Annotated in this window: 5 protein-coding genes and 1 riboswitch; all 5 genes read right to left on the bottom strand. The window is 45.4% G+C overall.

The genetic code is table 11. The features are described 5' to 3' along the window. Positions 1-4: 4 nt before the first annotated feature. The 5 genes from ACN6NB_RS01815 to ACN6NB_RS01795 all read right to left on the bottom strand — a co-directional run bounded on the left by ACN6NB_RS01815 (position 5) and on the right by ACN6NB_RS01795 (position 24,805). Complete coding sequence (locus tag ACN6NB_RS01815) at positions 5-10,708, bottom strand: non-ribosomal peptide synthetase (protein WP_474253205.1); 10,704 nt, start codon at positions 10,706-10,708, stop codon at positions 5-7. Positions 10,709-10,729: 21 nt separating this feature from the next. After that, positions 10,730-21,442: a non-ribosomal peptide synthetase gene (locus ACN6NB_RS01810; protein ID WP_474253204.1), complete on the bottom strand. Its 10,713-nt coding sequence runs from the start codon at positions 21,440-21,442 to the stop codon at positions 10,730-10,732. A gap of 145 nt (positions 21,443-21,587) precedes the next feature. Next, positions 21,588-21,680, bottom strand: a riboswitch (cyclic di-GMP riboswitch). A 368-nt stretch (positions 21,681-22,048) separates the two neighbouring features. Beyond that, positions 22,049-22,852, bottom strand: a complete 804-nt coding sequence (locus tag ACN6NB_RS01805) for an ABC transporter permease (protein ID WP_024424298.1) — start codon at positions 22,850-22,852, stop codon at positions 22,049-22,051. Beyond that, a complete protein-coding gene (locus ACN6NB_RS01800; protein ID WP_039176427.1) occupies positions 22,845-23,714 on the bottom strand; it encodes an ABC transporter permease in 870 nt (289 codons plus the stop codon). The genes ACN6NB_RS01805 and ACN6NB_RS01800 overlap by 8 nt, the downstream gene beginning before the upstream one ends. Continuing rightward, a complete protein-coding gene (locus ACN6NB_RS01795; protein ID WP_058837303.1) occupies positions 23,714-24,805 on the bottom strand; it encodes an ABC transporter ATP-binding protein in 1,092 nt (363 codons plus the stop codon). Before ACN6NB_RS01795 ends, ACN6NB_RS01800 begins: the two co-directional genes overlap by 1 nt. Positions 24,806-24,807 lie beyond the last annotated feature (2 nt).

The following is a 24,807-nucleotide window of genomic DNA, read 5'->3' as shown; positions in this document are numbered from 1 at the left end:
GTTGTTAAGTCAATTTCTCCTCAAGCATGTCAAAAATGTCGTCCATTTCATCCATTTCAAGGTCAGCCGCAGAGAAGTCACTTGGCGTAAATTCCCGTTCGTGCTGCGCTAAGCAATGGGTGATGATGGATTGGATTTTTTCCTTCAACAATGCCATGAACTGCTGTATCGTCTGTTCTTCATATTCACTTGCACAATAGGAGCAAGACAAAATGAATCGATTGTGTTGAACAAGACCACTAAGGTTCAGCTTATAAACAGCTTCCGAATCTGGGCTTGCTTGTCGTCCCATATCATGGATGGACGGCCCAAAGAGTTCTGTCGTCACTTCCTGATCAATCTGTCCAAGATAGTTCAAGCTGATTTCAGGATGTACATGGTGCCCTGACGGTTCAGTGGCTGTCATGTATTTTAAAATCCCATAGCCAATCCCTTTATTTGGCACACGGCGCAGCATTTCTTTCGTTCCTTTAATAGCATCAGCTATGGTCTGATCCGGCTTCGCTTCAAGAACAACTGGATACATACTCGTAAACCAGCCAATTGTGCGAGAGACATCCAGCCCTGATAAAATATCCTCTCTTCCATGACCTTCAAGCTGCACATGTACATGGGACTCACCTGTCCACTCTTGAACAGCAAGACCAAGAGCACATAAAAGAATATCGTTCATTTCCGTTGTGTACGGCAGATGAATATCGGTCAAAAGATGCTCAGTTTCTGTTTCTGTCAGCTGCATTTGAACCGATTTGGTTTCGGCAACTCTTCTTTTCGTCACTTCATGATCAACAGGTAATGCGGTTAATGGTTTGCTTTCAATTTCTGCCCAATACTCCCGCTGACTTTTTAATGGCTGTGACTGTGCATAACGTTCAATGGCCTCTGCCCATTCTTTAAAGGAATGAGTTTTCAGCGGCAGGACAAGGGCTTGTCCCTGAGATGCCTGCTGATATAGAGACATAAAGTCCTCTAGTAAAATTCGGCATGAGACACCGTCAATAACTAAATGGTGTGTCACGATGAGTAAATGATCGCCATCTTCCGCATGGAAACAAATCACTTTCATCAATGGACCTGTTTCGAGGTTCAGCTGACGCTGATACTCATTGGCAAATGTGGAAATTGCCTTTTTCACATCGTGCTCTTTTGAGACATCATGAGAAATAATCGCTATCGGTTCCGGTAGCTCCCGCTGGTTGTATTGCAGGATGCCGCTATGTTCCTGCTTGTATACCATACGCAGTGCATCATGATGTGAAAGTAGTTTTTGCATGACTTGTTCTGTAATGGAAAGGTCAAATCCATTTGGCGCATGAAGCATCATCGAGAGATTCCAATGGTGCTGATCGCTGAATGCTCGTTCAAAGAACCAGCGCTGAATCGGTGTTAAAATGACTTCTCCTTCGACAGATGATTGGTCGGCTGTGAGAAGATCGGCTTCCTCGATATATGGGCGCAGCTCCGCAATCGTCGGGTACTGGAATAGAAGTTTCATATCGAGCTTCCAGCCTGCTTGCGTGAGTCTGCTTGCCATTTGGATACCTTTAATCGAATCTCCGCCAAGGAAGAAGAAGTGATCGTGAATACCGACTTGGCTGACGCCAAGGACATCTTCCCAAATGCCGCAAAGCAGTGTTTCAACTTCGTCTCTTGGTGCTTCGTATATCGTTTGGTTCGCTTCGATATCAGGAGCTGGCAATGCTTTCAGATCAACTTTTCCATTTGCCGTCATTGGAAATTGGTCTAGCTTGATGATCCATGATGGCACCATGTATTCAGGCAACGTTCGTTTTAGGCTTTCTTTTAAGTCTTCTGCATCAGTATCGTTCTCTGTGATCACGTAAGCGGCAAGGGCGTCCTGATCACTCGCATCTTTGACCGTTGTCACGACGGCTTCTTTCACCGAATCCAGCGTCAGAAGCTGGGCTTCAATTTCTGACAGCTCAATACGGAAGCCGCGGATATTGACCTGATGGTCTATTCTGCCGAGGTAAATCAGCTCGCCACCCTCTGTCCATTTCACTAAATCGCCTGTGCGGTACATGCGCTCGCCTGGATAGAATGGATCTGGGACAAATCGTTTGGCTGTTTCCTCTGGAAGTTTCCAGTAGCCTCTTGCCAGTCCTTTTCCTGCAATCACGAGCTCACCCGGTACGCCTGGCGGCGACAGGTCATATAACGAACCCATAATGTAAAAACGAGTATTGGCAATGGCTGTTCCAATCGGAAGCGTGCCTTGTTCTGGATCGATCATTCCGCTTGTCGCTACGACCGTATTTTCAGTTGGACCGTAGTTATTGACGAGTTGATATGGAACTGGCTTCACCTGTTTCAGCTTGTCTCCGCCTGTTAGTAAGTAACGTAGAGAATGGTTGTCCATTGACATAAACTGCTCACAAAGCTGTGTTGGCAGGAAGGCAATGGTGATGCCTTCTTCATTGAAATACGCATTGAGCTTGATCATATCGAGGCGAATTGCTTCGTCGATGATATGCAGCTCTGCGCCAGCGATCCACGTCGGGAACATCTCCCAAATGGAGGCGTCAAAGCCAAAGCCTGCATATTTCGCAGTTCGATCCTCGTGCGTCACTTGGAACGCATCATTGTGCCAGAATGCAAGATTCACAAGAGACTGGTGCTCGACCATGACACCCTTCGGCTGTCCCGTCGTCCCAGACGTGTAAATCATGTAGGCAAGATCCGTTGGTTTGATCTGAACCTGAATCTCGTGAGCTTCTCCCTCTACCGCATCTTCTATGAACAGGATATGACCTGTGAATGAAGGTGGTGCAGTAAGTCCTTTCTGCATCAGAAGTACCTCTGCCCCGCAGTCTTCCAGCATGTATGCAATACGCTGCGCTGGATAATCTGCATCAATCGGAACAAATGCCGCACCTGACTTGAGAACGCCAAGGACAGCAGCTGTCATGTCAAGAGATGGGCGGGTGAGAATGCCGACGCGGTCTCCTGTTTTTGTGCCGCTTGCGATGAGCCTTGAAGCGACTACATTCGCCCGGCTGTTCAGCTCTTTATACGTCCAGCTCGTTCCGCAGAAGGTCGCCGCTTTTTGATGCGGTGCTCCTTGTGCCTTCGCCTCAATCAGGGCATGAACGGTTTGATTTGACGGGACGTCTAGGACAGGTCCTGACCATTCATTGATCAGCTCTCGTTTTTCCTCTTCAGTTATGAGAGATAGCGCTGAAATCGGCTGATTCAGCTTAGTCACCATATCGTCTATGATTTTTTCAATATATCGGCTCCAGCGCTGAATGGTGCTCTTTTTAAACAGAGCCGCTGCATACTCAAAGCGCAAGCCCACTTGATCATTTTCTTCAAATACACCAAGCGTTATATCAAATTTTGCATGAACGGTATCTTGCTGCTTTTGTGACAGCTTGAGTCCATTCAAATCCGGTAACGTCAGGTCACGGTCATCTGTAGTCAGCATGACACTAAACAATGGATTGCGGCTCGTGTCTTTCGAAAGATCTAACTGAGCCACCAATTCCTCAAACGGAAATTCTTGATGTTCATAGGCTGATAGGCTGCGATCTTTCATTTTTTCAAGCAGCTGTGCTGTCGTGTCTTCTGGCTGCACTTCGTTTCGAAGAGCAAGCGTATTGACAAACATGCCTGGAACTCGTTCGATTGAAGCATGCGTACGTCCTGCGGTTACAGCGCCTATGACGATATCTGTCTGCCCAGTTAATTTCGAAAGGAAAATGGCAAATGCTGTTTGCATCACCATGTTCAAGCTCACACCTTTTTCCGCCATGAGCGTTTTGATAGATTGCACCTTTTCAGCAGACAACCATCTATCGACTCGCCCTCCTTCAAATGACTGAACTTGAGGACGCGGAAAATCAAGGGGCAGCGCTAAGTCTTCTGGCGGCTGTGCATATTGCTCCAGCCAATACTGCCGCTGCTTCTCAAGGAGCGCCTGCTGATTTTCTTCCTGCTGCCATACCGCAAAATCCTTGTAATGCAGCTGAACTGGCGGTAACGTCTTTTTCTCATAAAGCTCTGCCAGTTCTTGAATAAGCAGGCTACGTGTGACACCGTCTGCAATGATATGGTGCATATCCATCATGAATACATATTTCTCATCAGAAAGCTTCGCCACTTTTGCTCTCATTAATGGTGCTTGATGTAGTGAGAATGGTGTAATGAATGACTCGATGACAGACTGCTCCTGATCGCCCTCGATTTCATCAACCTCTAATGTAAACGGCACTTGGCGATAGACTTTTTGAACGGGTACGCCGTCAATTTCTACAAACGCTGTCCGCAACGATTCATGTCTGTCGATCAAGGCTTGAAGCGCTGCTTCTAGCTGCTTCACATCAAGGCTGCCTTCCATCATTAAAACGGCTGGCATATGATAAGTGACTGCTTCTGGATGCAGCTGCTGCAGTACATACATCCGCTTTTGAGCAGAAGAGACGGGATAGAAATCTTGCTTTTCCGCCGGCTCAATGGATGTAACCACCGAAGAATCCGTTTCGTCCAAGTAGGCAGCCATCGCTCGTATGGTTGGTTTTTCAAAAAGGACTTTGAGCGGCACATGCTTGTTCAGCTTTGCTTGCACCTTCGAAATGAGCACCATACCCTTGAGGGAATGACCTCCTAATTCAAAGAAGTGGTCAAGAACACCCATTTGTTCCACCCCAAGAACTTCTGACCAAATGTCACACAGCGTCCGCTCAAGTTCCGTTTCTGGTGCCACATGCGCCGTACGGTTCATATGCACTTCATGCGGAAGCGGCAAAGACTTCGCATCCACCTTTCCATTTTGGGTAAGTGGAATGTGATCGACTTTCACAAAGTACGTTGGAATCATATAATCCGGCAGTGTCTCCGCAAGATTTTCTCTAAACGTCAATGTTCCAATGTGTTCAGGCGCTGTGTAATAGAGTGCAAGCTCCGGCAAACCGGACAGGTGCAGAACTTTCACATAGACTTCTTGAATAGATGCCAGAGCACGTGCGGCATGCTCAATTTCCTGTTTCTCAATGCGATAGCCGCGGATTTTCACTTGATCATCGACTCTTCCAAGAAACTCAATATCTCCATTTGCATGCTGTCTGACCAAATCCCCTGTTCGATACATTCGCTCTTGAGGGTCATATGGATTTTCAAGAAAACGTTCCGCTGTTAACTCAGGCTGATTCAAATATCCTCTCGACACGCCTTCCCCAGATATATAAAGCTCTCCCGGCGCGCCGTAAGGGACAAGACGCTGCTGCTGATTGCAAACAAGTGCTCTAGTGTGTGCAATTGGCTGCCCGATCAAAGATCGTTCCTTCAGAGCGTCCAGCTCTTGCGGTGTGATCAGCTTGGTCACTGTACCAATGGTAGTCTCAGTCGGACCGTAATGGTTCATTACTGCCACGCATGGATGCTGCTCCATAAATGTTTCAACATCCTCAGGAATGATCGATTCTCCTCCAAGTACCACTAGGCGTAAAGCGTTAAATGAATGCTCCTTAGAATCTGCCATCATATGAAATAAGGATGGTGTCATTTTGATATAAGTCAGCTCTTGTTCATCAATCAAACGCATCAGACGTACAGGGTCTGTATACACCTCTTCACGAGGAACATAGAGTGTCCCCCCTGCTTTTAAAACAGGGAAAATGCTTGTGTAACCAAGATCATATGCATAAGAAGAAAGCAGTGCTGTCCGATCACATTCTTGCAATGTCACCTCATTTGTCAGCCAGTTGACATAGTGTGATAGATTACGATGCGTGAGCTGTACTCCCTTCGGCTTCCCTGTTGTCCCAGATGTGTAAATCACATAAGCGAGCTGATCGACCGATACTTCTGGCAGTTCTAGTGAATAGCTTTGTTGCACTGCTTGTTCAACCTGCACCACTTGAATCGACTTGCGATTTTGATAGGAATCAGCAAGAGACCTATTTGTCACGATGACTTGTGCACCTGAATCCTCTAATGTGTAGCGGATTCGTTCAGCCGGAAAAGCTGGATCAATCGGGACAAACGCTCCTCCTGCTTTCATCACACCAAGCATGGAGACGATCACATAGACAGAGCGGTCAAGAATCAGTGCCACAGTTTTTTCTTTATCTACGCCTCGTTTCTTAAGTTCACAGCCAAGTGCATGTGACATGTCTTCCAGCTCACGGTAGGTGAGTTTTCTTTGATCATCCATGACGGCGATAGCATCCGGTGTTTCCTTAGCCTGACGTGAAAATTGGACATGGAATGGCTCATGACGATTCGTTGGCCCTTCGGCTTTTTTCTCCAGACGCTCTATTTGTTCATGCTGATCCAGTATACGGAGCAAGCCGATCTGTTCCTCTGGATGACGAACCGCCTCACGAATAATCGCTAGGAGGTGAGTTCCGAACCGGCGGACGGTCTCTTCTTTAAATAATGCCGCTGCATAGTCAAAGCTCAGTTTTAATGCTCCCTCGCGTTCAAATGCTTCTAAAGATAAATCAAATTTGACCGAGTGATGCTGAATGGCATAAGGCGAAATGTGCAGATCGCCGAGCTTTAGCGCTGGAACCTCCATGTTCTGCATGTTAAATGACACGCTAAAAAGCGGGCTCCGAGTTGTATCACGGTCTAATGGAAGATGTGCAATTAACTCTTCCAGTGGATAGCTTTGATGTGCAAAAGCATCAACACTTGTTTCTTTTATTTCTTCAAGCAGCTGTAAAAATGTTTTGGTTTGTTCTGGTTTTCCGCGCATTGCAATGGTGTTGATAAACATCCCCGGCATGTCCTGGATATCAGGGTGTGTCCGTCCAGCAACAGGCGAACCCACAATGATATCTTCCTGACCGCTATAGGAGGCAAGCAGCACTTGAAAGGCGGATAACAAGAACATATACATGGTCGTATCGGTTTTCTGAAGCAGTTCATGAATGCGCTGAGTCGTTGCTTGATCACAGCCAAACATGAATCGTTCTCCCGAAAAATCACGTTCTGCTGGACGCGGATAATCAGTTGGTAGCTCTAAAACCGGTAAATCTCCTTCAAATTGCTTCAGCCAATATGCTTCATGCTCCTTCAGTTTCTCCGTTTCTTCTTCACTTAGCTGCCAGACAGCGTAATCTTTATAATGAATGGCTCTTTCAGCAAGAGCTTCTCCATCATAGGCCTTCGCCAAATCTTGAATGAACGTCTTCATGGAGCTGCCATCTGTAATGAGATGATGTGCTTCCAAAACGAGAAGATGACGATTCTCACTGACCTTTAGCAGCTGAGCTCGTAAAAGGGGTGCCGCTGTTAAATCAAATGGCGATTGACGTTCAGCAAGAAATGCCTCAGCCTCTTCTTCCTTGATGTCATGAACAGGAAGGTCAAATGCAGACCATTCATGCACCCTTTGGACAATGTCTTCTCCATTCATATGAAAACTCGTTCTTAAGATTTCATGCGTTTGGATTAACTGATTAAATGCTGATTTGAGCCGCTCATATTCGAGTGTTCCTTCAAGCGTTAAGACGATCGGAATATGATAATTCGTGCTGTCAGGTTCAAGTGTCTGCAAAATGTATAAACGGCGCTGAGCTGGTGATACCGGATATTCATCTGCCTGCTCTGCTGGTAAAATAGGATGTCCGGCATCTTCTTGACCATCCTGATCGATGTAAGCCGCTAATGAGCGAATCGTCGGCTTCTCAAAAATCATTTGAATCGGCACTTCCTTTTGAAGCGCTTCTTGAACCTTCGCAGACATCATCATCGCCTTGAGCGAGTGCCCGCCAGCCATGAAGAAATGCTCGTCTATCCCAATCGTTTTTCCAAGAAGCTCCTCCCAAATGTCAGCTAGTACCTTTTCTGTCTCGGTCTCAGGCGGCATGATTTTGATCTCTTCGCGATGCACTTCGTTCGGCTTTGGTAAAGCTTTTCGATCTACCTTCCCGTTCGTTGTCAGTGCAAAGGTATCCAGCTTCATCACATAGTGCGGCACCATATAAGCTGGCAGCTTTTGATTGAATACATCTCGCACCTCTTCTTCTGTGAGTCTCCCTGTGAAGTAGGCGATGATTTCCTTTTCTTCTGAAGAAAGCTGCTGAACAAGTACAACCGCATCATCGATACCCGTTTCTTGGCGAAGCACCGTTTCAATTTCACCAAGCTCAATACGGAAGCCTCGAATTTTCACCTGATCATCTGCACGGCCAAGGAATTCGATCTGACCATCCGCACCATATCTAGCCAAGTCACCTGTTCGATACATCCGTCCTGACGGCTTAAAAGGATCTGCCATGAATACTTGATCAGTCAAATCTGGACGTTTGATGTACCCTCTTGAAACACCGTCCCCGCCTACATACAGCTCTCCTGGCGCTCCAATTGGCTGAAGTCTCTGATAGTCATCTAAAATATAAGCTGACGTATGATTGATCGGCTGACCAATTGGGATCGGACCCGTTTCATCTCCTCTTACTTCGTAAATGGTCGAGATGGTTGTATTTTCTGTTGGACCATAGACATTCAGCAAGGTAAGTGATGGATGATGCTTTTTCACAAGCTCCGCACTTTTCTCATTGATCACATCACCGCCGGTGAATAATGTTTTTAACCCTTTGAACATTTGCGGCCGCTGCTGAGCGAGCTGATTAAATAAACCAGTCGTTAAAAAGAGCGCCGTGATTTGATGTGTTTGGATAAATTGTTCGAATCGGTGTATATCCAATAAAGTATCACGGTCAACAGGATAAAGCGTCGCCCCATTCAGAAGCGTAGTGAAGATTTCAAGGGTAATCGCATCAAAGCTGACAGCTCCTGTATGCGCCATACGATCCGACGTGTTCAAGCCCAATTTCTCCTGAGAGCATGCTAACCTCACAATATGCTGATGCTCAATTTGCACTCCTTTGGGCCGTCCAGTTGATCCCGATGTGAACATGATATATGCCAATTGAGATGGAGACGTCTCGACGACTGAAAACTCCGCTTGTGAGTGATGAGTCATGCCGGTCACATGAATTGCTTTGATGCTTTCATCAACCGGCGGCTGGCTGTCAGCATAAAGCAAAATGGCTACGCCACTGTCTTCAAGCATCCAACGGATTCTCTCCTCAGGCTGAGCTGGATCAATCGGCACATAGGCAGCCCCTGCGTGTAAAATGGCTAAAATGGCGATCACCGCATCTGCTGATCGGTTCATATACACCGCGACAGCATCCCCCGGCTGAACGCCGTTTTCTACAAGGATGCTGGCTAAACGACGGATTTCTTGTCCAAGCTCTTCGTATGTGAATGTTCGCTCGCCTTCGACTAATGCCAGGTGGTTTGGCTGCGCTTTGATACGTTCATTGAGCAGCTCGGGAATGGACAGGTGCTTCGGATAATCTCTCTCCGTCTGATTCCACGCTGCAATCTGCTGCTTTTCTTCTTCTGTGATACATGTCACTTCATGAAGATACATGTCAGGATTTTGAATGATTTGCTTTATGAGATTGGTCAGATGTTTCGATATATTTTCAATGACTTTTTCTTCAAACGCCACCGCATTGTATTTGATTTTCAATGTCCACGTTTCACCCGGATAGACAAGAAGATTCAGATCGAAATTCGTTTGTTCAAATCCGTCCTTTACATCAATGGCAAAACCGAGACGTGCAGACATGGTGTCACCAGACAGCTCCTGATCTAAAGGATAGTTTTCAAACCCAACCAAATGATCAAAGAGCTTTCCTCCAGCAGCTGTTTTCTGCTGAATGTCATAAAGCGGCATAAAATCATAGTTTTCCGCTTCCAGTGCATGCTGCTGAACCTTTTGAAACAGCTGTTTGAAGGTCTGTTCCTGATCCAATGTCACCCGAACAGGTATCGTATTGATAAACAGCCCTGCCATTCGCTCAATTCCAGACACACTTGGAGGTCTGCCCGATACGACTGTTCCGAATGTGACATCATCTGCTGCATGATAGGTGCTTAAAAGAACGGACCAGACAGCCTGAAAAAGGTTCGGTGCTGTCACTTGGCATTGTCTTGCCGCATCTTGAATGGCTTGTACCGTTTGTGCATCCCATGTAAACGTCCATTCCTGATGGTCATATTGTCCGTTCGCCTCTTTTTGCTGCAGCAGCCCTTGGTGCTGAACAGCGCCATCCAGCCGCTCCTTCCAATAGTCTTCCGCTTCTTGTTTGTTTTGCTTTCCAAGCCACTGGATATAGTCCGCATAAGGCTTACCTTGTGAGCGATCCGGGGTTCGGCCGTTCCGATAAGATTCATAGTAATGAAACAGTTTTTTCATCAAAACACCCATGGACCAACCATCCATGATGATGTGATGGTTGCTCCAAATCAGGTGCCAGTTTGTTTCATTTAATTGAAAAACAGCGACTTTCAACAACAGATCATTCGTTAAGTGAAATCCTTGCTTTCTCACTTGCTTTTTATATTGATCCAATACCTTTTTCTGCTCTTGATCATTCAGATGAGATAGATCTTCTCTATACACATCTAAATGACGTTCAGCCAATACAACCTGACGAGGCTTTTGTAATTGCTGATAGACAAAGGCTGTACGCAGAATGTCATATGTCCGTACGAGTTCATTGAGGCTCTTTTCAAAAAGATCTAGATCAAAATCTCCGCTTATTCCAAGCTCAAGCTGTGTGAAATAAGAGGAGGAATCAGGGTCTAGCATGGCATGATACAGCATGCCCTCTTGCATTGGTGTTAAAGGATATACCTTTTGAATTTTCTGCTTGCTCATAAGTCCACCTCTTCATTTTGCTTAAAATAGATCCATTAGCTTTTCAAGTTCATCCATGGTAAGATCATCATCCCCCACATCACTAGGTGTGATCTGACTCTCATCCTGTGATAGACAATGTGAGATCAATGTCTTCACATTCTTTTCTAGGAGTTCCTTGAACTGTTCCATCGTCCGCTCTTCGAATTCAAGGTGATGATAGGAAATCGTCACATGGAGCATTGCTTGTTCTACGAAACCAACAATATCTAGCGCATGAGGTTTCTCGGATTCAGGGCTCAGCGATTGTCCTGCATGCCATGCAGAGCGTCTCATTTCACCGCCACCGATCTGTTCATCAAACTGGCCAAGATAGTTAAAGCTGATATCTGGTGTGACTTGAAAATCAATATCGTCCTTCATCTTGTCAGGCGTTAAGTATTTTAAAACGCCATAGCCGATCCCCTTGTTCGGAATGTGTCTGAGTTCCTCTTTTAAATGCTTGATTTGATAAGAAAGATCGTCTGCATGCGACATATCCAGTAACACAGGATACATGCTAGTAAACCAGCCGATGGTCCGTGACACGTTAACCGCAGGGAGGATGTCTTCTCTCCCGTGCCCTTCAAGATGAATAAAGTGCCTGTCTTCACCTGTCCACTCTTTCATGGACAATCCTAATGCCGTCAGCAAAATATCATTGATTTCTGTTTGGTAGGCTTCATGTACATCCGTCAGCAGCCTGTGCGTTTCCTCTTCAGACAATGTAAAACGAATGGTTTCTGTATGAAGCATTCGTTGATCCTCCGTGACATGATCCTTTTGAAGCGGAGGAACGGAATGCGCAAGTACCTTTTTCCAATACTCTCTTTCCGATAGCAGCTCATCTGACACAGCGTATTCAGTCAGCTTCTGGGCATATTCTTGGAAGGAGTGTGTTTTTTCAGGGAGGGTAAGAGTTTCCCTGCGCTTCGACTGTTCATAAAGAGCCATGAAATCTTCAAGGAAAATGCGCCATGACACACCATCAATGACAAGATGGTGTACAGCAAGCAATAAATGATCCCCTTGATCCGTTCGGAAAATAGCAGGTCTCACTAAAGGCCCCTCTGCTAGCGATATACTCGCCTGCACTTCATTTGCCAGCTTTTCTACCTGCTTGATTTGCTGCGACAGCTCTCCTTTTACTTCCACCACTTCAATTGCCACATTCTTTTCCTCGATTCCTCGATGACGCTGGATGACGCGCCCTTCTTCGAGCGGATACACCAGTCGCAAGGCATCATGATGAATCATGAGCTGTTCCAGTACTTGCTGAACGATTTCCTCATCCAAACCATTTGGTGCTTGGAGCATAACCGATTGGTTCCAATGATGCTGATTCGTAAAGTTTCGTTCAAAGAACCAGCGCTGAATCGGTGTTAAAATGACTTCTCCTTCGACAGATGATTGGTCGGCTGTGAGAAGATCGGCTTCCTCGATATATGGGCGCAGCTCCGCAATCGTCGGGTACTGGAATAGAAGTTTCATATCGAGCTTCCAGCCTGCTTGCGTGAGTCTGCTTGCCATTTGGATACCTTTAATCGAATCTCCGCCAAGGAAGAAGAAGTGATCGTGAATACCGACTTGGCTGACGCCAAGGACATCTTCCCAAATGCCGCAAAGCAGTGTTTCAACTTCGTCTCTTGGTGCTTCGTATATCGTTTGGTTCGCTTCGATATCAGGAGCTGGCAATGCTTTCAGATCAACTTTTCCATTTGCCGTCATTGGAAATTGGTCTAGCTTGATGATCCATGATGGCACCATGTATTCAGGCAACGTTCGTTTTAGGCTTTCTTTTAAGTCTTCTGCATCAGTATCGTTCTCTGTGATCACGTAAGCGGCAAGGGCGTCCTGATCACTCGCATCTTTGACCGTTGTCACGACGGCTTCTTTCACCGAATCCAGCGTCAGAAGCTGGGCTTCAATTTCTGACAGCTCAATACGGAAGCCGCGGATATTGACCTGATGGTCTATTCTGCCGAGGTAAATCAGCTCGCCACCCTCTGTCCATTTCACTAAATCGCCTGTGCGGTACATGCGCTCGCCTGGATAGAATGGATCTGGGACAAATCGTTTGGCTGTTTCCTCTGGAAGTTTCCAGTAGCCTCTTGCCAGTCCTTTTCCTGCAATCACGAGCTCACCCGGTACGCCTGGCGGCGACAGGTCATATAACGAACCCATAATGTAAAAACGAGTATTGGCAATGGCTGTTCCAATCGGAAGCGTGCCTTGTTCTGGATCGATCATTCCGCTTGTCGCTACGACCGTATTTTCAGTTGGACCGTAGTTATTGACGAGTTGATATGGAACTGGCTTCACCTGTTTCAGCTTGTCTCCGCCTGTTAGTAAGTAACGTAGAGAATGGTTGTCCATTGACATAAACTGCTCACAAAGCTGTGTTGGCAGGAAGGCAATGGTGATGCCTTCTTCATTGAAATACGCATTGAGCTTGATCATATCGAGGCGAATTGCTTCGTCGATGATATGCAGCTCTGCGCCAGCGATCCACGTCGGGAACATCTCCCAAATGGAGGCGTCAAAGCCAAAGCCTGCATATTTCGCAGTTCGATCCTCGTGCGTCACTTGGAACGCATCATTGTGCCAGAATGCAAGATTCACAAGAGACTGGTGCTCGACCATGACACCCTTCGGCTGTCCCGTCGTCCCAGACGTGTAAATCATGTAGGCAAGATCCGTTGGTTTGATCTGAACCTGAATCTCGTGAGCTTCTCCCTCTACCGCATCTTCTATGAACAGGATATGACCTGTGAATGAAGGTGGTGCAGTAAGTCCTTTCTGCATCAGAAGTACCTCTGCCCCGCAGTCTTCCAGCATGTATGCAATACGCTGCGCTGGATAATCTGCATCAATCGGAACAAATGCCGCACCTGACTTGAGAACGCCAAGGACAGCAGCTGTCATGTCAAGAGATGGGCGGGTGAGAATGCCGACGCGGTCTCCTGTTTTTGTGCCGCTTGCGATGAGCCTTGAAGCGACTACATTCGCCCGGCTGTTCAGCTCTTTATACGTCCAGCTCGTTCCGCAGAAGGTCGCCGCTTTTTGATGCGGTGCTCCTTGTGCCTTCGCCTCAATCAGGGCATGAACGGTTTGATTTGACGGGACGTCTAGGACAGGTCCTGACCATTCGTTCAGCTGTTTTTGCTGCTGCTGCGGTGACAATAATTTCATTTGATCTAAAGATTGATCTGGCGCTGACACCATTTGTTCCAGCAAATGAAGGAAATATTCTTTCCACTTTTCAATTGACGTCTTTTGAAAGATAGAACAATTAAAATCAAACACGAGCTCAATTTGATCTGCGGATTCGTTTCCAGTTAAGGTCAAATCAAATTTGGCGATATTCTCCTCGAATGGCTGTGGAACAACGTGAAGCCCATCCATCGATAAATCACGAATATCCGCATTTTCCATTGAGAAGACCACATCAAAAATTGGATGACGGCTTGTGTCTCGAACCGTTTGCACCTGATCTACCAATTCTTCAAATGGGTACAGCTGATGCTCGTTTGCCTCTAACACAAGCTGATGGACATTTGACGCAAATTCAGCAGCAGTCTGATGTCCTGTTGGTCTTGTTCTAAGTGCCAGCGTGTTCACAAACATGCCAATCACAGATTGAATATCAGGATGGGTTCTACCCACAACCGGAGAACCAATGATGATATCCTCTTGTCTTGAAAGCTTGCTTAAAAGAATACTGTAGCCAGCAAGCAGGACTGTATAGGTCGTACTGTTGAGCGTTCTAACGAGTTCGTCCAATTTTGATTTAAGCGAACCTTCAATTGTAAATGAGACACGATCTCCAGCGAATGTTTGCACTTTTGGCCTTGGCAGGTCTTCCGGCAGTGCCAGTACAGGCAGCTCTCCTTGTAATTGATCCAGCCAGAATGCCTCTTCATCTGCTTTTTGCGCAGCAGATGCCTCACTTTTTGACCAAACTGCATAATCCTTATATTGAACAGGCAATTCCTCTAGTTTGTCTCCTCGATACAGGGCTGAAAGCTCCTCAATTAAAATGCCAACAGACGCCCCATCTGAAATGATATGGTGCATATCAATCAGTAAATAATGGACATTTACGGAGACGGAAACTAGACCTATTCTGAGTAAAGGCGCTTTTTCTACATCAAATGGCCTGATAAAGTCATTCATCAATTGCTGTATGTCTCGGCCGTTCTGTTCAATTTTTTCAATGTTTATTGAGACATTTGTTTCAATCCGTTGAACAGGTTCATTCTGAACAAAATCAAAGCTCGTTCGGAAAGCTTCATGACGTTGGACTATCTGATCAATTGCCTCTTCAAATCGTTTTTCATCAAAGACGCCTTCTAGCTTTAAGGCCGCCGGCATATGGTAGCTTTGCTCCGCATCAGTCATTTTCTCCAAAACAAACAGTCTTTTCTGAGCAGATGTCACTGGATAATAGGCCGCCTCTTTGGCAACTTCCACTCGCTTGATCTCCGTTTGGTCCGCTTGATCTACCGCAAGCGCGAACGCTTCTAATGTCGGGGATTCAAATAAAGACTTCAAAGTGAGCTCCACCTGCATTTCTTCATACAACCTGTTCAGCATTTTCATGCCGCGCAGCGAATGGCCCCCGCATTCAAAGAAATGATCGTGTTTGCCGATTCGCGGTACTTCAAGAACTTCCTCCCAAATGTTCGCCAGCAGACGCTCTGTTTCTGATTGAGGAGAGGTGTATTCATTTGCCCCCTGCTCACTAAGATCAGGTGCCGGCAGCGCCCGCCTGTCGACCTTGCCGTTATTCGTTAAAGGAAGCTCCTCTAATTGCATGAAAAATGCCGGCATCATATACACGGGCAGTTCACGTCCTGCTTGCTCGCGCAAATCAGTTAATGAGACAGATCCTTCTGCTGTGAAATACGCACATAACGTGTCATTCGGAGCAGCAATCACGATAGCTTCCTTCACCTGAGGATGCTGCAGCAGTTGATGTTCAATTTCCCCAAGCTCGATACGCTGTCCGCGAATCTTCACTTGATGATCGATCCGTCCAATGAATTCAATATCTCCATTTGACAGCCAGCGTGCAAGATCGCCCGTTTTATACATGGTCTCTCCAGGGCGGAAAGGATTTTTGACAAACTTTTCGCTCGTTAGTTCTGGCTGCTTATAATATCCTTTCACAAGTCCATCACCAGCGACACATAGCTCTCCTGCCACGCCCGGCGGCTGTACATGTCCAAATTCATCTACAATATAAACAGCCGTTTGACTCACTGGCTTTCCGATTGGGATGGATAACGCGTGCTTCTCAATGTGGTTCACAGGATAATATGTGGTGAAAATTGTGCTCTCAGAAGGGCCGTACATATGAACAAGCTTGTCTTTCCCCACTGTCTCAAGTGCAGTCACCACATGAGGCACTGAAGCACGTTCCCCGCCAAACAGCACTTTTCTTACGTTCTTCAAGCTGCCTTTTTTCATATCGATGAGTAAGTGAAAAAGAGCTGTTGTGATCATTAAAATACTGATTTTTTCCTTCTCAATCGCTCCAGAAAGCTCATTCATGTTTAAAATATGGTCCTTTGGCAGAACAATGAGTTTTGCTCCGTTTAATAAAGCACCAAACACATCAAACATAAAGGCATCAAATACATAGTTTGAGATGCTCATCACCGTATCTTCATGATGAATGGTGAGATAATTCGATTGCTTCACCGTTCTCAAAATGTTCCGGTGTGTCACCATATTTCCTTTAGGTTTACCGGTTGTACCAGATGTATAGGTCAAATTCGCCAAGTCCTCAGGTAAAATATGAGCATCTATTGGGCTGTCTGACTGCTGAGCAATCGCTTGATTTTCTGTTTCTATGATGATTCCCTCAAATGCAGTGAGCACCGAGCGATGGCGCAGCACTTGATGTGTCAGTAAGAATTGTGCACCGCTGTCTGTTAAAAAGTGCTTCACGCGCTCATCAGGGAAATCGGGATCAATTGGTACATAGACTCCGCCCGCCTTAAGCACAGCCAGAACAGAGAGCACCATTTCATTGGATCGTTCAAAGAATAAGGCTGCTTTCATTCCTTTTTCAAAACCATTTTCACGCAAATAATGAGCCAGCTGATTCACTCGGTCATTCAGCTCTTGATAAGAAAGAACCACATCTTCACATTGCAATGCAGGCTGATGACCATGCTGCTGCACCTGTTCTTCAAACTGCGTCACAATGGTTTCTTCTGCTGGATAAGGCGCAGGTAACGGATTCCACCTATTTAGCTGAGCTTCTGCTTCTTGTTCAGACAGTAAGCGATAGGATTGAATAGCTTCCTGCGGCGTTTGAACCATTTGCTCCAGCAGATAAACATAATGTTTGAGCATCTGCTCTGCTGTACTTCGTTTAAATAGCGCCGTACTGTAATCGAGTACAAAGGATAAACCTTGATCTGACTCCATCGCTTGCAGTGTTAAATCAAACTTTGCAATATGGAAATTGGTTTCTTCGACTTCGACCAGCATGTCTCCAATATGCTGTGCTGTTGAATGATCCGGCGCGATTGTAAAGACGGTATCAAACAATGGATGACGGCTAAAATCTCTTGGCACATTCAGTTTTTCAAGCAGCCGCTCAAACGGATATTGCTGATGCTCAAATGCCTGCATCGTCTTTTCCTTTACTTGCTCAATCAACTGAGACATGGTTCCATTCGGATCTACCTCTGACCGCAAAGCAAGTGTCTGGACAAACATACCGATCATGTCATTCAAATCTGTATGCACACGCCCTGCTGCCGGTGTTCCGACCACAAATTCCTTTTGACCCGTATATTTCGCAAGCAATGTATAGTAAGCAGAAAGCAGCACCGTATACAGTGTAGTGTGATGGTTTGCTGCAATCTCCTGTAATTGATTCTTTAACGCCTCATCGATTTCTTTGATGATACGATCACCTGCGAAGGACTGGACAGCTGGACGCTGATAATCGGTCAGCAGCTGTAAAGCAGGGATATCCCCCGAAAATTCTTGCAGCCAGAATGCCTCTTCTTTTTGAAAGTCTTGGTGCTGTTGCCAAACAGCATAATCTTGATATTGAAGCTTCAATGGTTCTTTCACCGATCCCTCGTAAGCATCTGACAGCTCACGCAGTATTAAATCGATCGAAAGACCATCTGAAATCAGATGATGCATATCGAAAAAGAGCAAATGCTCCTGATCATGCAATGACTGCAATCCTATTCGAAGAAGTGGCGCACACTCAAGATCAAAAGGTCTGACAAAGTGCTGCATGTTTTCTTCCATCGTACCACCTGTCAGCTGTTCTATTTCAAAGAAAACGGATGAAGCGATCCGCTGACGAGGGACACCTTTTATCGTATGAAAAGAAGTACGCAGCATATCATGACGTGAGATCAGTCTGTCAAAGGCTTCAGTCAGCTTCTCAAGCTGCAGAGCTCCTTTTAACCTCACAACAGCAGGCATATGATAGGCAGTGCTTTGCTCCAATTGACTCACCATATAGACGCGCTGCTGTGGAGGCGATAACGGATAATGATCTGCAGCCGGCGCTTTTGGTATCTCCGTTGCAGTAGACTTTTCTGCTTGCTCAATATAAGCAGCAAGTGCAGCAATCGTCTGCTGTTCAAATAAAACAGAGAGCGGCACCTCCACTTGAAAGTCTCGCTGAACCTTTGTAAGTACGGTCATCGCTTTGAGCGAATGCCCGCCTCGATCGAAGAAAGAATCATATACACCGATTTGTTCTTGATCAAGAATGTCTTCCCACAAATGAACAAGCTTCGTTTCTATATCGTTTCTAGGTGCCGTATAAACAGCATGAACCGCTCTATCACCTTTTAAGGCAGCAAGTGCACGACGGTCGACTTTGCCGCTGACTGTGAGTGGAAAAGCATCGAGTTCTTTGAAATAAAGCGGCATCATGTAAGCTGGGAGCTGATGTTTGATAGCCGCTTGCAGCATGTCAACAGACACACCATCATGACGAGCTTGATAGTAAGCACTTAACGCCTTTTCCCCATCCGCTTCATCAACTACTAGCACGACAGCCTTATCAATTCCATCTACCTGCTCCATCACCGCTTCAATCTCACCTGTTTCTATGCGGTAACCCCTTATTTTCACTTGATCGTCCATTCTGCCAAGATAATCAATCGTGCCATCTGGAAGCCATCTGACTAGATCCCCTGTTCGATACATCCGCTCATTCGGAGAAAACGGATCTGCCGTGAATACCTTCTTCGTCAATTCAGGCTGATTCACATAGCCTCGCCCAACACCTATACCGGCAATGCAAAGTTCTCCTGCAGCCCCTGGCACCTGTAATTGATCATGTTCATTTAAAATATAAATACGATGATGACCAAGCGGTTTTCCAATCGACACATAGCGCTGTTCAGTTGATTCGCTCAGCTCACTGAGATTCAGGCGATGAACTGCCGCATCCACACACGTCTCAGTTGGACCATACACATTCCATAGAGTAAAATCAGGCTGACTCATACGAACCGCTTCGATAAGTGAACGTGCTGCTTTCGCAGGCAGCGCTTCTCCCCCAATCAACATGTGCGTCAATGACAGACCGTCCAAATCCGCTGCAAGTAAAAGCTGCACATGCGCCGGAGTTCCATCTGCCGCTTCAATTTGATGTTTTCTGTAATAAGCCGCTAGCTGCATGCCATTTCTCGTCGTTTCTCGCGGGATGATATGAAGCGTATGTCCAAATAAAAGGGCAGCAAATATTTGTTTCACCGATGCATCGAAATGGAATGGGGCTAGAAGCGCCATTTGAAGCTCATTCGCCCCTTGATACATCTCATGATGCAAAGCATGGACCAAATGATGAAGCTGAAGATGCTCAATCATGACGCCCTTCGGCTTTCCAGTCGTACCCGATGTATAAATCATGTAGGCTAAATCTTCGGGCGCCGTCTGATCGAGAAGCTCAGGCAGCCGTCCATCATCTAATAATAGTTGCTGCTGCACGATCAATTTTTCCGAGAGGGCTGGGTACTCTTGAATGAACGATTCCTCTGTTAACACGATAGAAGCACCTGAATCCTCCACAATAAATTGAATGCGCTCCTCAGGTAATGCTGGATCTATTGGTACATATGCCCCGCCAGCCTTTAGTATGCCGAAGACTGCTACCATGGCATCTACCTTCCGCTCCATCAAAACAGCAACAGGCACATCACGTGAGATACCTTTCATTTGAAGAAAACGTGCGAGCTTTACTGCCTGTTGTTGCAGCTCTCCATAAGTAATTGTTCCATTTTCTGCTACAACGGCTGTTCGATCTGCATATTTGTTGGCTGTCTCATCAAACATGTGATGAACCGGTTTTGCTGCTGGTCTTTCAAACGATTCTCCCTCAGATAATTGCAGCAGTTCCTTTTGTTCACCTGCTGAAAGTAAAGGCAGTGTCCCGATCAGCTGATCAGGCTGAGTGACCGCCGCTTCTAGTAAAATCAAGAATCGATCAAACATCTTACTCATTTCTTCTTCTGTGAATACATCTGTACGGTAATCCAAATCAATGGTCAATGTATCAGTATCCCAGCGGTCTTTCACATGTATTGAAATATCATTCATTCCGCTCCCGCTAAAAATCGGTTCAGTAATGAACGACAGGTTCTCTTTTTTCTGCCACTGCATGACCTGATATTCTAAAGAAATATCAAAAAGGCGTCCTGTAAATCCTTCTCTTTCCCGCAAATCATTCATGAGCAAATTGTAAGGGTATTTTTGGTGTCGCAAGATCTTCATTTGATCTGCCATGACCTGCTTTACGAAATCAACAAACGATTGCGACCCTTGAACAGATGCACGCATTGGAATCGTCGATACAAACATCCCAATCATCTTTTTTTCTTTGGCATTCGTCCGGTTACCCATAAAGGTTCCAAGAACGACATCCTCCATACCGCTAAAACGATGTAAGTAAATATAGACAGTGGACATAAACATCGAAAGCATACTGACTTTCTGTTCTTCACAAAAGACACGAAGCTTCTCCTTTAAAGAATCTGGAATATCCCCTGAAAATCGCTCCGCATGTAAACTCATCTCATATCCCTTATGCGGTTTTAAAGATGCGAAGTCTGGAATATGAGCAAATTGCTCATTCCAAAAAGCTTGATCTTTTTGAAAACGTTTAGAAGATTCATAGGTCTGCTCACTCATAATGTGATCAACGAAGGAAATCTCCTCAACTGGCGAGATGTCTACTCCTTGCAGCATGTCATGATATAAATCAATAATGCGATTTCCCATTAAAATGATAGAAATCCCATCCGCGACAATATGATGTGCTTTACAGAACAGCCAGCACTCTTGATCACTGATTTGAAATACCGTAAATTCAATCAAGGGGCTGTCAATCAATGGCATCGGCTCACGAATTTGCTCGTTCGCCCAAGCCCTTACTTCCTCTTCACTCCAGCCCTTTTCCATTCGAATCGGCTGTTTTTCATAAGGTTTGATATATTGAACAGGCTCCTCCTCTTCATCTCGATATACGAGTCTCAGCCGAAGAGAGTCAGTTTGTCGAATGTACGCTTGAAGCACATCGACGACCAAAGAAGGATTGAGACCAGATGCTGATCTCAACCTGGCGAATCCACCCAAATTAGAAATACTTGTACCTGGATAAAATCTTTCCGTATAGAATACTCGCTTTTGCGCATGTGTTAAGGGGTAATAAACTGTATTCATTCTCATCCTCCGCCTCTTCTATGTTTTCTCCACCAATTTCACCCTGCACCCTCTATATCAAAAGAACCAAGTCTATTTCATTAAAATAGACGCTTTAACAGAAAAGGAGCCCACCCCGAATAAAACGGAGGGACTCCCATTTTGATTCGGTAGCCTGCCGACCTTAGCAAAAAAGAATCATTTACCTTAGGACATGGCTTTGCGTCTCTATGTTTCCATAGATTTGCCTTTTTCTTCTTTTCTTTTAGATATTTTCTATTTACGTCCACTTTATATGAAAATATTGTTTTTTTCACCGAAAAATGGGTGTAAAGATTCATGCGTTATACCGAAGGGTTTACATGATAATTGACGATATTTACCGAAAATAACTAATAATAGTTGCGTTCAACCGAAAATAATCGACTAAATACCGCAAAAATTTCATATTTTCCCTTAAATATTGAAAATATGGCCGAAAATCTAGGATAGAGGTCTCCTTTCGTTTCCCGCAAATTCTTAAATCTTAAGAACTACATTCCCTAAAAAAATGAATTTTTTTACTGTAAAAACAACAAAAAAAAGAGCTGCCATTTCAAATGACAACTCCTTGTTTCTTCATTATATTTACATCACCTTAGACAGACCAATCGTTTTCTCAATAATGAGCAGCGCAATGATAGAAATGATAATAAATATGACAGATATCGCATTGACACTTGGATCAAAGGTCTGCTCAATGTAATTAAAGGTCCTGACCGGAATTGTGATGGTTTGAGGTGAGGAAACGAATAAACTGATCGATATTTCCCCAAATGACGTCACAGCTGAAAACACTCCGCCTGCAATGATTCCCGGCTTAATCAAAGGCAATGTGACTCGAAAAAACGTGCGAATGGGTCCTGCGCCAAGATTCATTGAAGCCAGCTCAAGACGCGGATCTAAATTCGAAACACTCACACCTACCGTTCGAACCACATAGGGAAAACCAATGATGACGTGACCAATGACGAGCGCCCACAAAGACCCTGTAAAGCCCATAGCCGTAAACAAGTAAAGCATAGCAATCCCTAACACCACTTGAGGAATCATGAGAGGTGACAGAATGAAAGCTTGGACAGCCTCCTTTCCCTTAAAGGAAAGCCTTGCTAAAGCATACGAAGCCATTGTCCCTAAAAGAACCGTGAGAGGCGTCACAATGAAAAGCAGAATCACACTGATCCGAAGCGATTCCATCCATTCTGGATTTGACACGACCTCATGAAACCAGCGAACAGAGAACGAAGTCGGTGGAAATTCAGGAAAGGCATTTGGACTAAAAGCAGATAGGACGATCACAAGAACAGGAATGGTTAAAAAAAGATAAACCAATGACCCAGCAGTCCAAATCAGGATAGAAAGCAAGCGGTCACCTATTGACTTTTTACGCATGCATCCTCGCCTCCCAACGCTTCAATAAATAGCTTAGTAGACTGACCACCACAAGCACACAAACCAATAATGTAAAGGACATAGCTGCAGCAAGAGGCAGGTTATACACCTGCATCACCTGCTGATAAATTGACAGCGGCAGCAGCGGCTGCATCCGTCCGCCGACTAACAGCGGAGTGATATAACTTCCTGCTGCCAGTGAGAAGACGATGATCGCGCCTGTCACCATGCCAGGAATGGTCAGTGGTAAGGTGACATGAAAAAAGGTTCGAATCCGGCCAGCTCCAAGACTCATAGAAGCCGGTTTTAAGTGACGATCCATATCGGTTAAACTTGTTGCGATCGGCAGTACTGCAAATGGCAGCATGACTTGGACATAGGCAATAATCACCGCATTCATATTCCACAGCATCGAGAGCGGCTTCTCAATCACATGTAAATCTAGTAACATGCCATTGATCAGACCATTTTGCGAAAGAAGAACAATCCATGCAAACGTCCGAATCACAACACTTGTCAAAAGCGGCGACACAAGTAAGATATAGAAAAATGCCCGCAGACGCGGATTAGGAGCCTTGACAAGCACGTATGCTGCTGGGTATGCCATCAATAAACAAATCACCGTTGTCTGTAAAGCCACCCACACAGTACTTCCAATCGCCTTTACATATGCATCTGTCGTGAACACATGAATATATTGAGAAAAGCTATACGTTTGTAATGTATTCATCATCGAATCGACATCGCGAAAACTGAGAACGAGCATCATCACAAGCGGAGCTAGTAAAAATACAACAAGAAACAAACAGGCTGGCAGCAGCATAAACCAATGAAATCGTTGATTCTTTTTCTTGATTCGCATCACGTATGCACCTTCGAATCTAAGAAAACGATATCTTCAGGCTGCCAATGGATATGGACGGTTTCTCCAACTTCAGGCAGCTCGGGAAATGCAGCATCAGAAGCATGGACAATGATTTCACTATTATCAAGCCCCACAACCAAACGTAATGAATGCCCAATATAACTCACATCTGACAGCACGCCTGATACATGGTTTGGCTGAACTTTCTCCTGCTCAGAAGAGATGCTGATTCTTTCAGGACGCAGCATAAGCAGTTGCTTTTCCCTCTTCTCTTGATGTGCCGCAGCCTGCAGCTGAAGATGCTGACCGTTTGAATGGGTTACATGCGGAACCGTAAATGCAGCATCAGCTTCATTGTACACGGCCTCAAAGATATTCACCTGTCCGATGAATTCAGCTACAAATCGATTGTTTGGCTGGCGGTACACCTCTAAAGGCGTCCCAATCTGCTGAATTCTACCCTCTCCTAAAATTCCAACTCGATCAGAAAGGCTTAAGGCCTCCTCTTGATCATGTGTCACAAGAATGGTTGTAATCCCAACATTTCTTTGAATATTTCGCAGCTCTGTCTGCATGTTTTTTCTTAGTTTGGCATCTAGGTTGCTGAGCGGTTCATCAAGAAGGAGAACAGACGGCTGAATCGCCAGCGCTCTTGCTATCGCTACCCGCTGCTGCTGACCACCGCTTAATTGGTGGGGCATCCGTTTCGCAAATGCCTCTAATTGAACAAGAGACAAGCTTTCCATCACTTTCTCTTTGATTTCCGCCTTCTTTTTCTTTTGAACCTTAAGCCCGTACGCCACATTATCAAATACAGTCAGATGCGGAAAGAGTGCATAGCTTTGAAAGACCATACCTGTTTTTCTTTGGTAAGGCGGCAAAGCTGTCACATCCTGATCACCAATATAGACGACGCCTTTTGTTGGTTCTAAAAAACCGCCAATGATGTTTAATAACGTTGATTTCCCGCAGCCGCTAGGACCGAGAAGGGAGAAAAACTCTCCCTCATTCACAGTAAGACTGACATCGTTGAGAGCAATCTGCTCACCGAAGTGCTGACTGATGTGTTCTAAATGAATTCCACTCATGC

This window comes from Bacillus sp. 11B20, from assembly GCF_056098985.1.
Note: the sequence above shows the minus strand (reverse complement) of the source record. Positions and strands in the feature narration are given on the sequence as shown.

What these genes read in the sequence shown, in the direction of transcription:
- ACN6NB_RS01795 (WP_058837303.1), bottom strand. Translation starts at nt 24,805, where the DNA reads ATGAGTGGAATTCATTTAGAACACATCAGTCAGCACTTCGGTGAGCAG.
- ACN6NB_RS01800 (WP_039176427.1), bottom strand. Translation starts at nt 23,714, where the DNA reads ATGCGAATCAAGAAAAAGAATCAACGATTTCATTGGTTTATGCTGCTG.
- ACN6NB_RS01810 (WP_474253204.1), bottom strand. Translation starts at nt 21,442, where the DNA reads ATGAATACAGTTTATTACCCCTTAACACATGCGCAAAAGCGAGTATTC.
- ACN6NB_RS01815 (WP_474253205.1), bottom strand. Translation starts at nt 10,708, where the DNA reads ATGAGCAAGCAGAAAATTCAAAAGGTATATCCTTTAACACCAATGCAA.
- ACN6NB_RS01805 (WP_024424298.1), bottom strand. Translation starts at nt 22,852, where the DNA reads ATGCGTAAAAAGTCAATAGGTGACCGCTTGCTTTCTATCCTGATTTGG.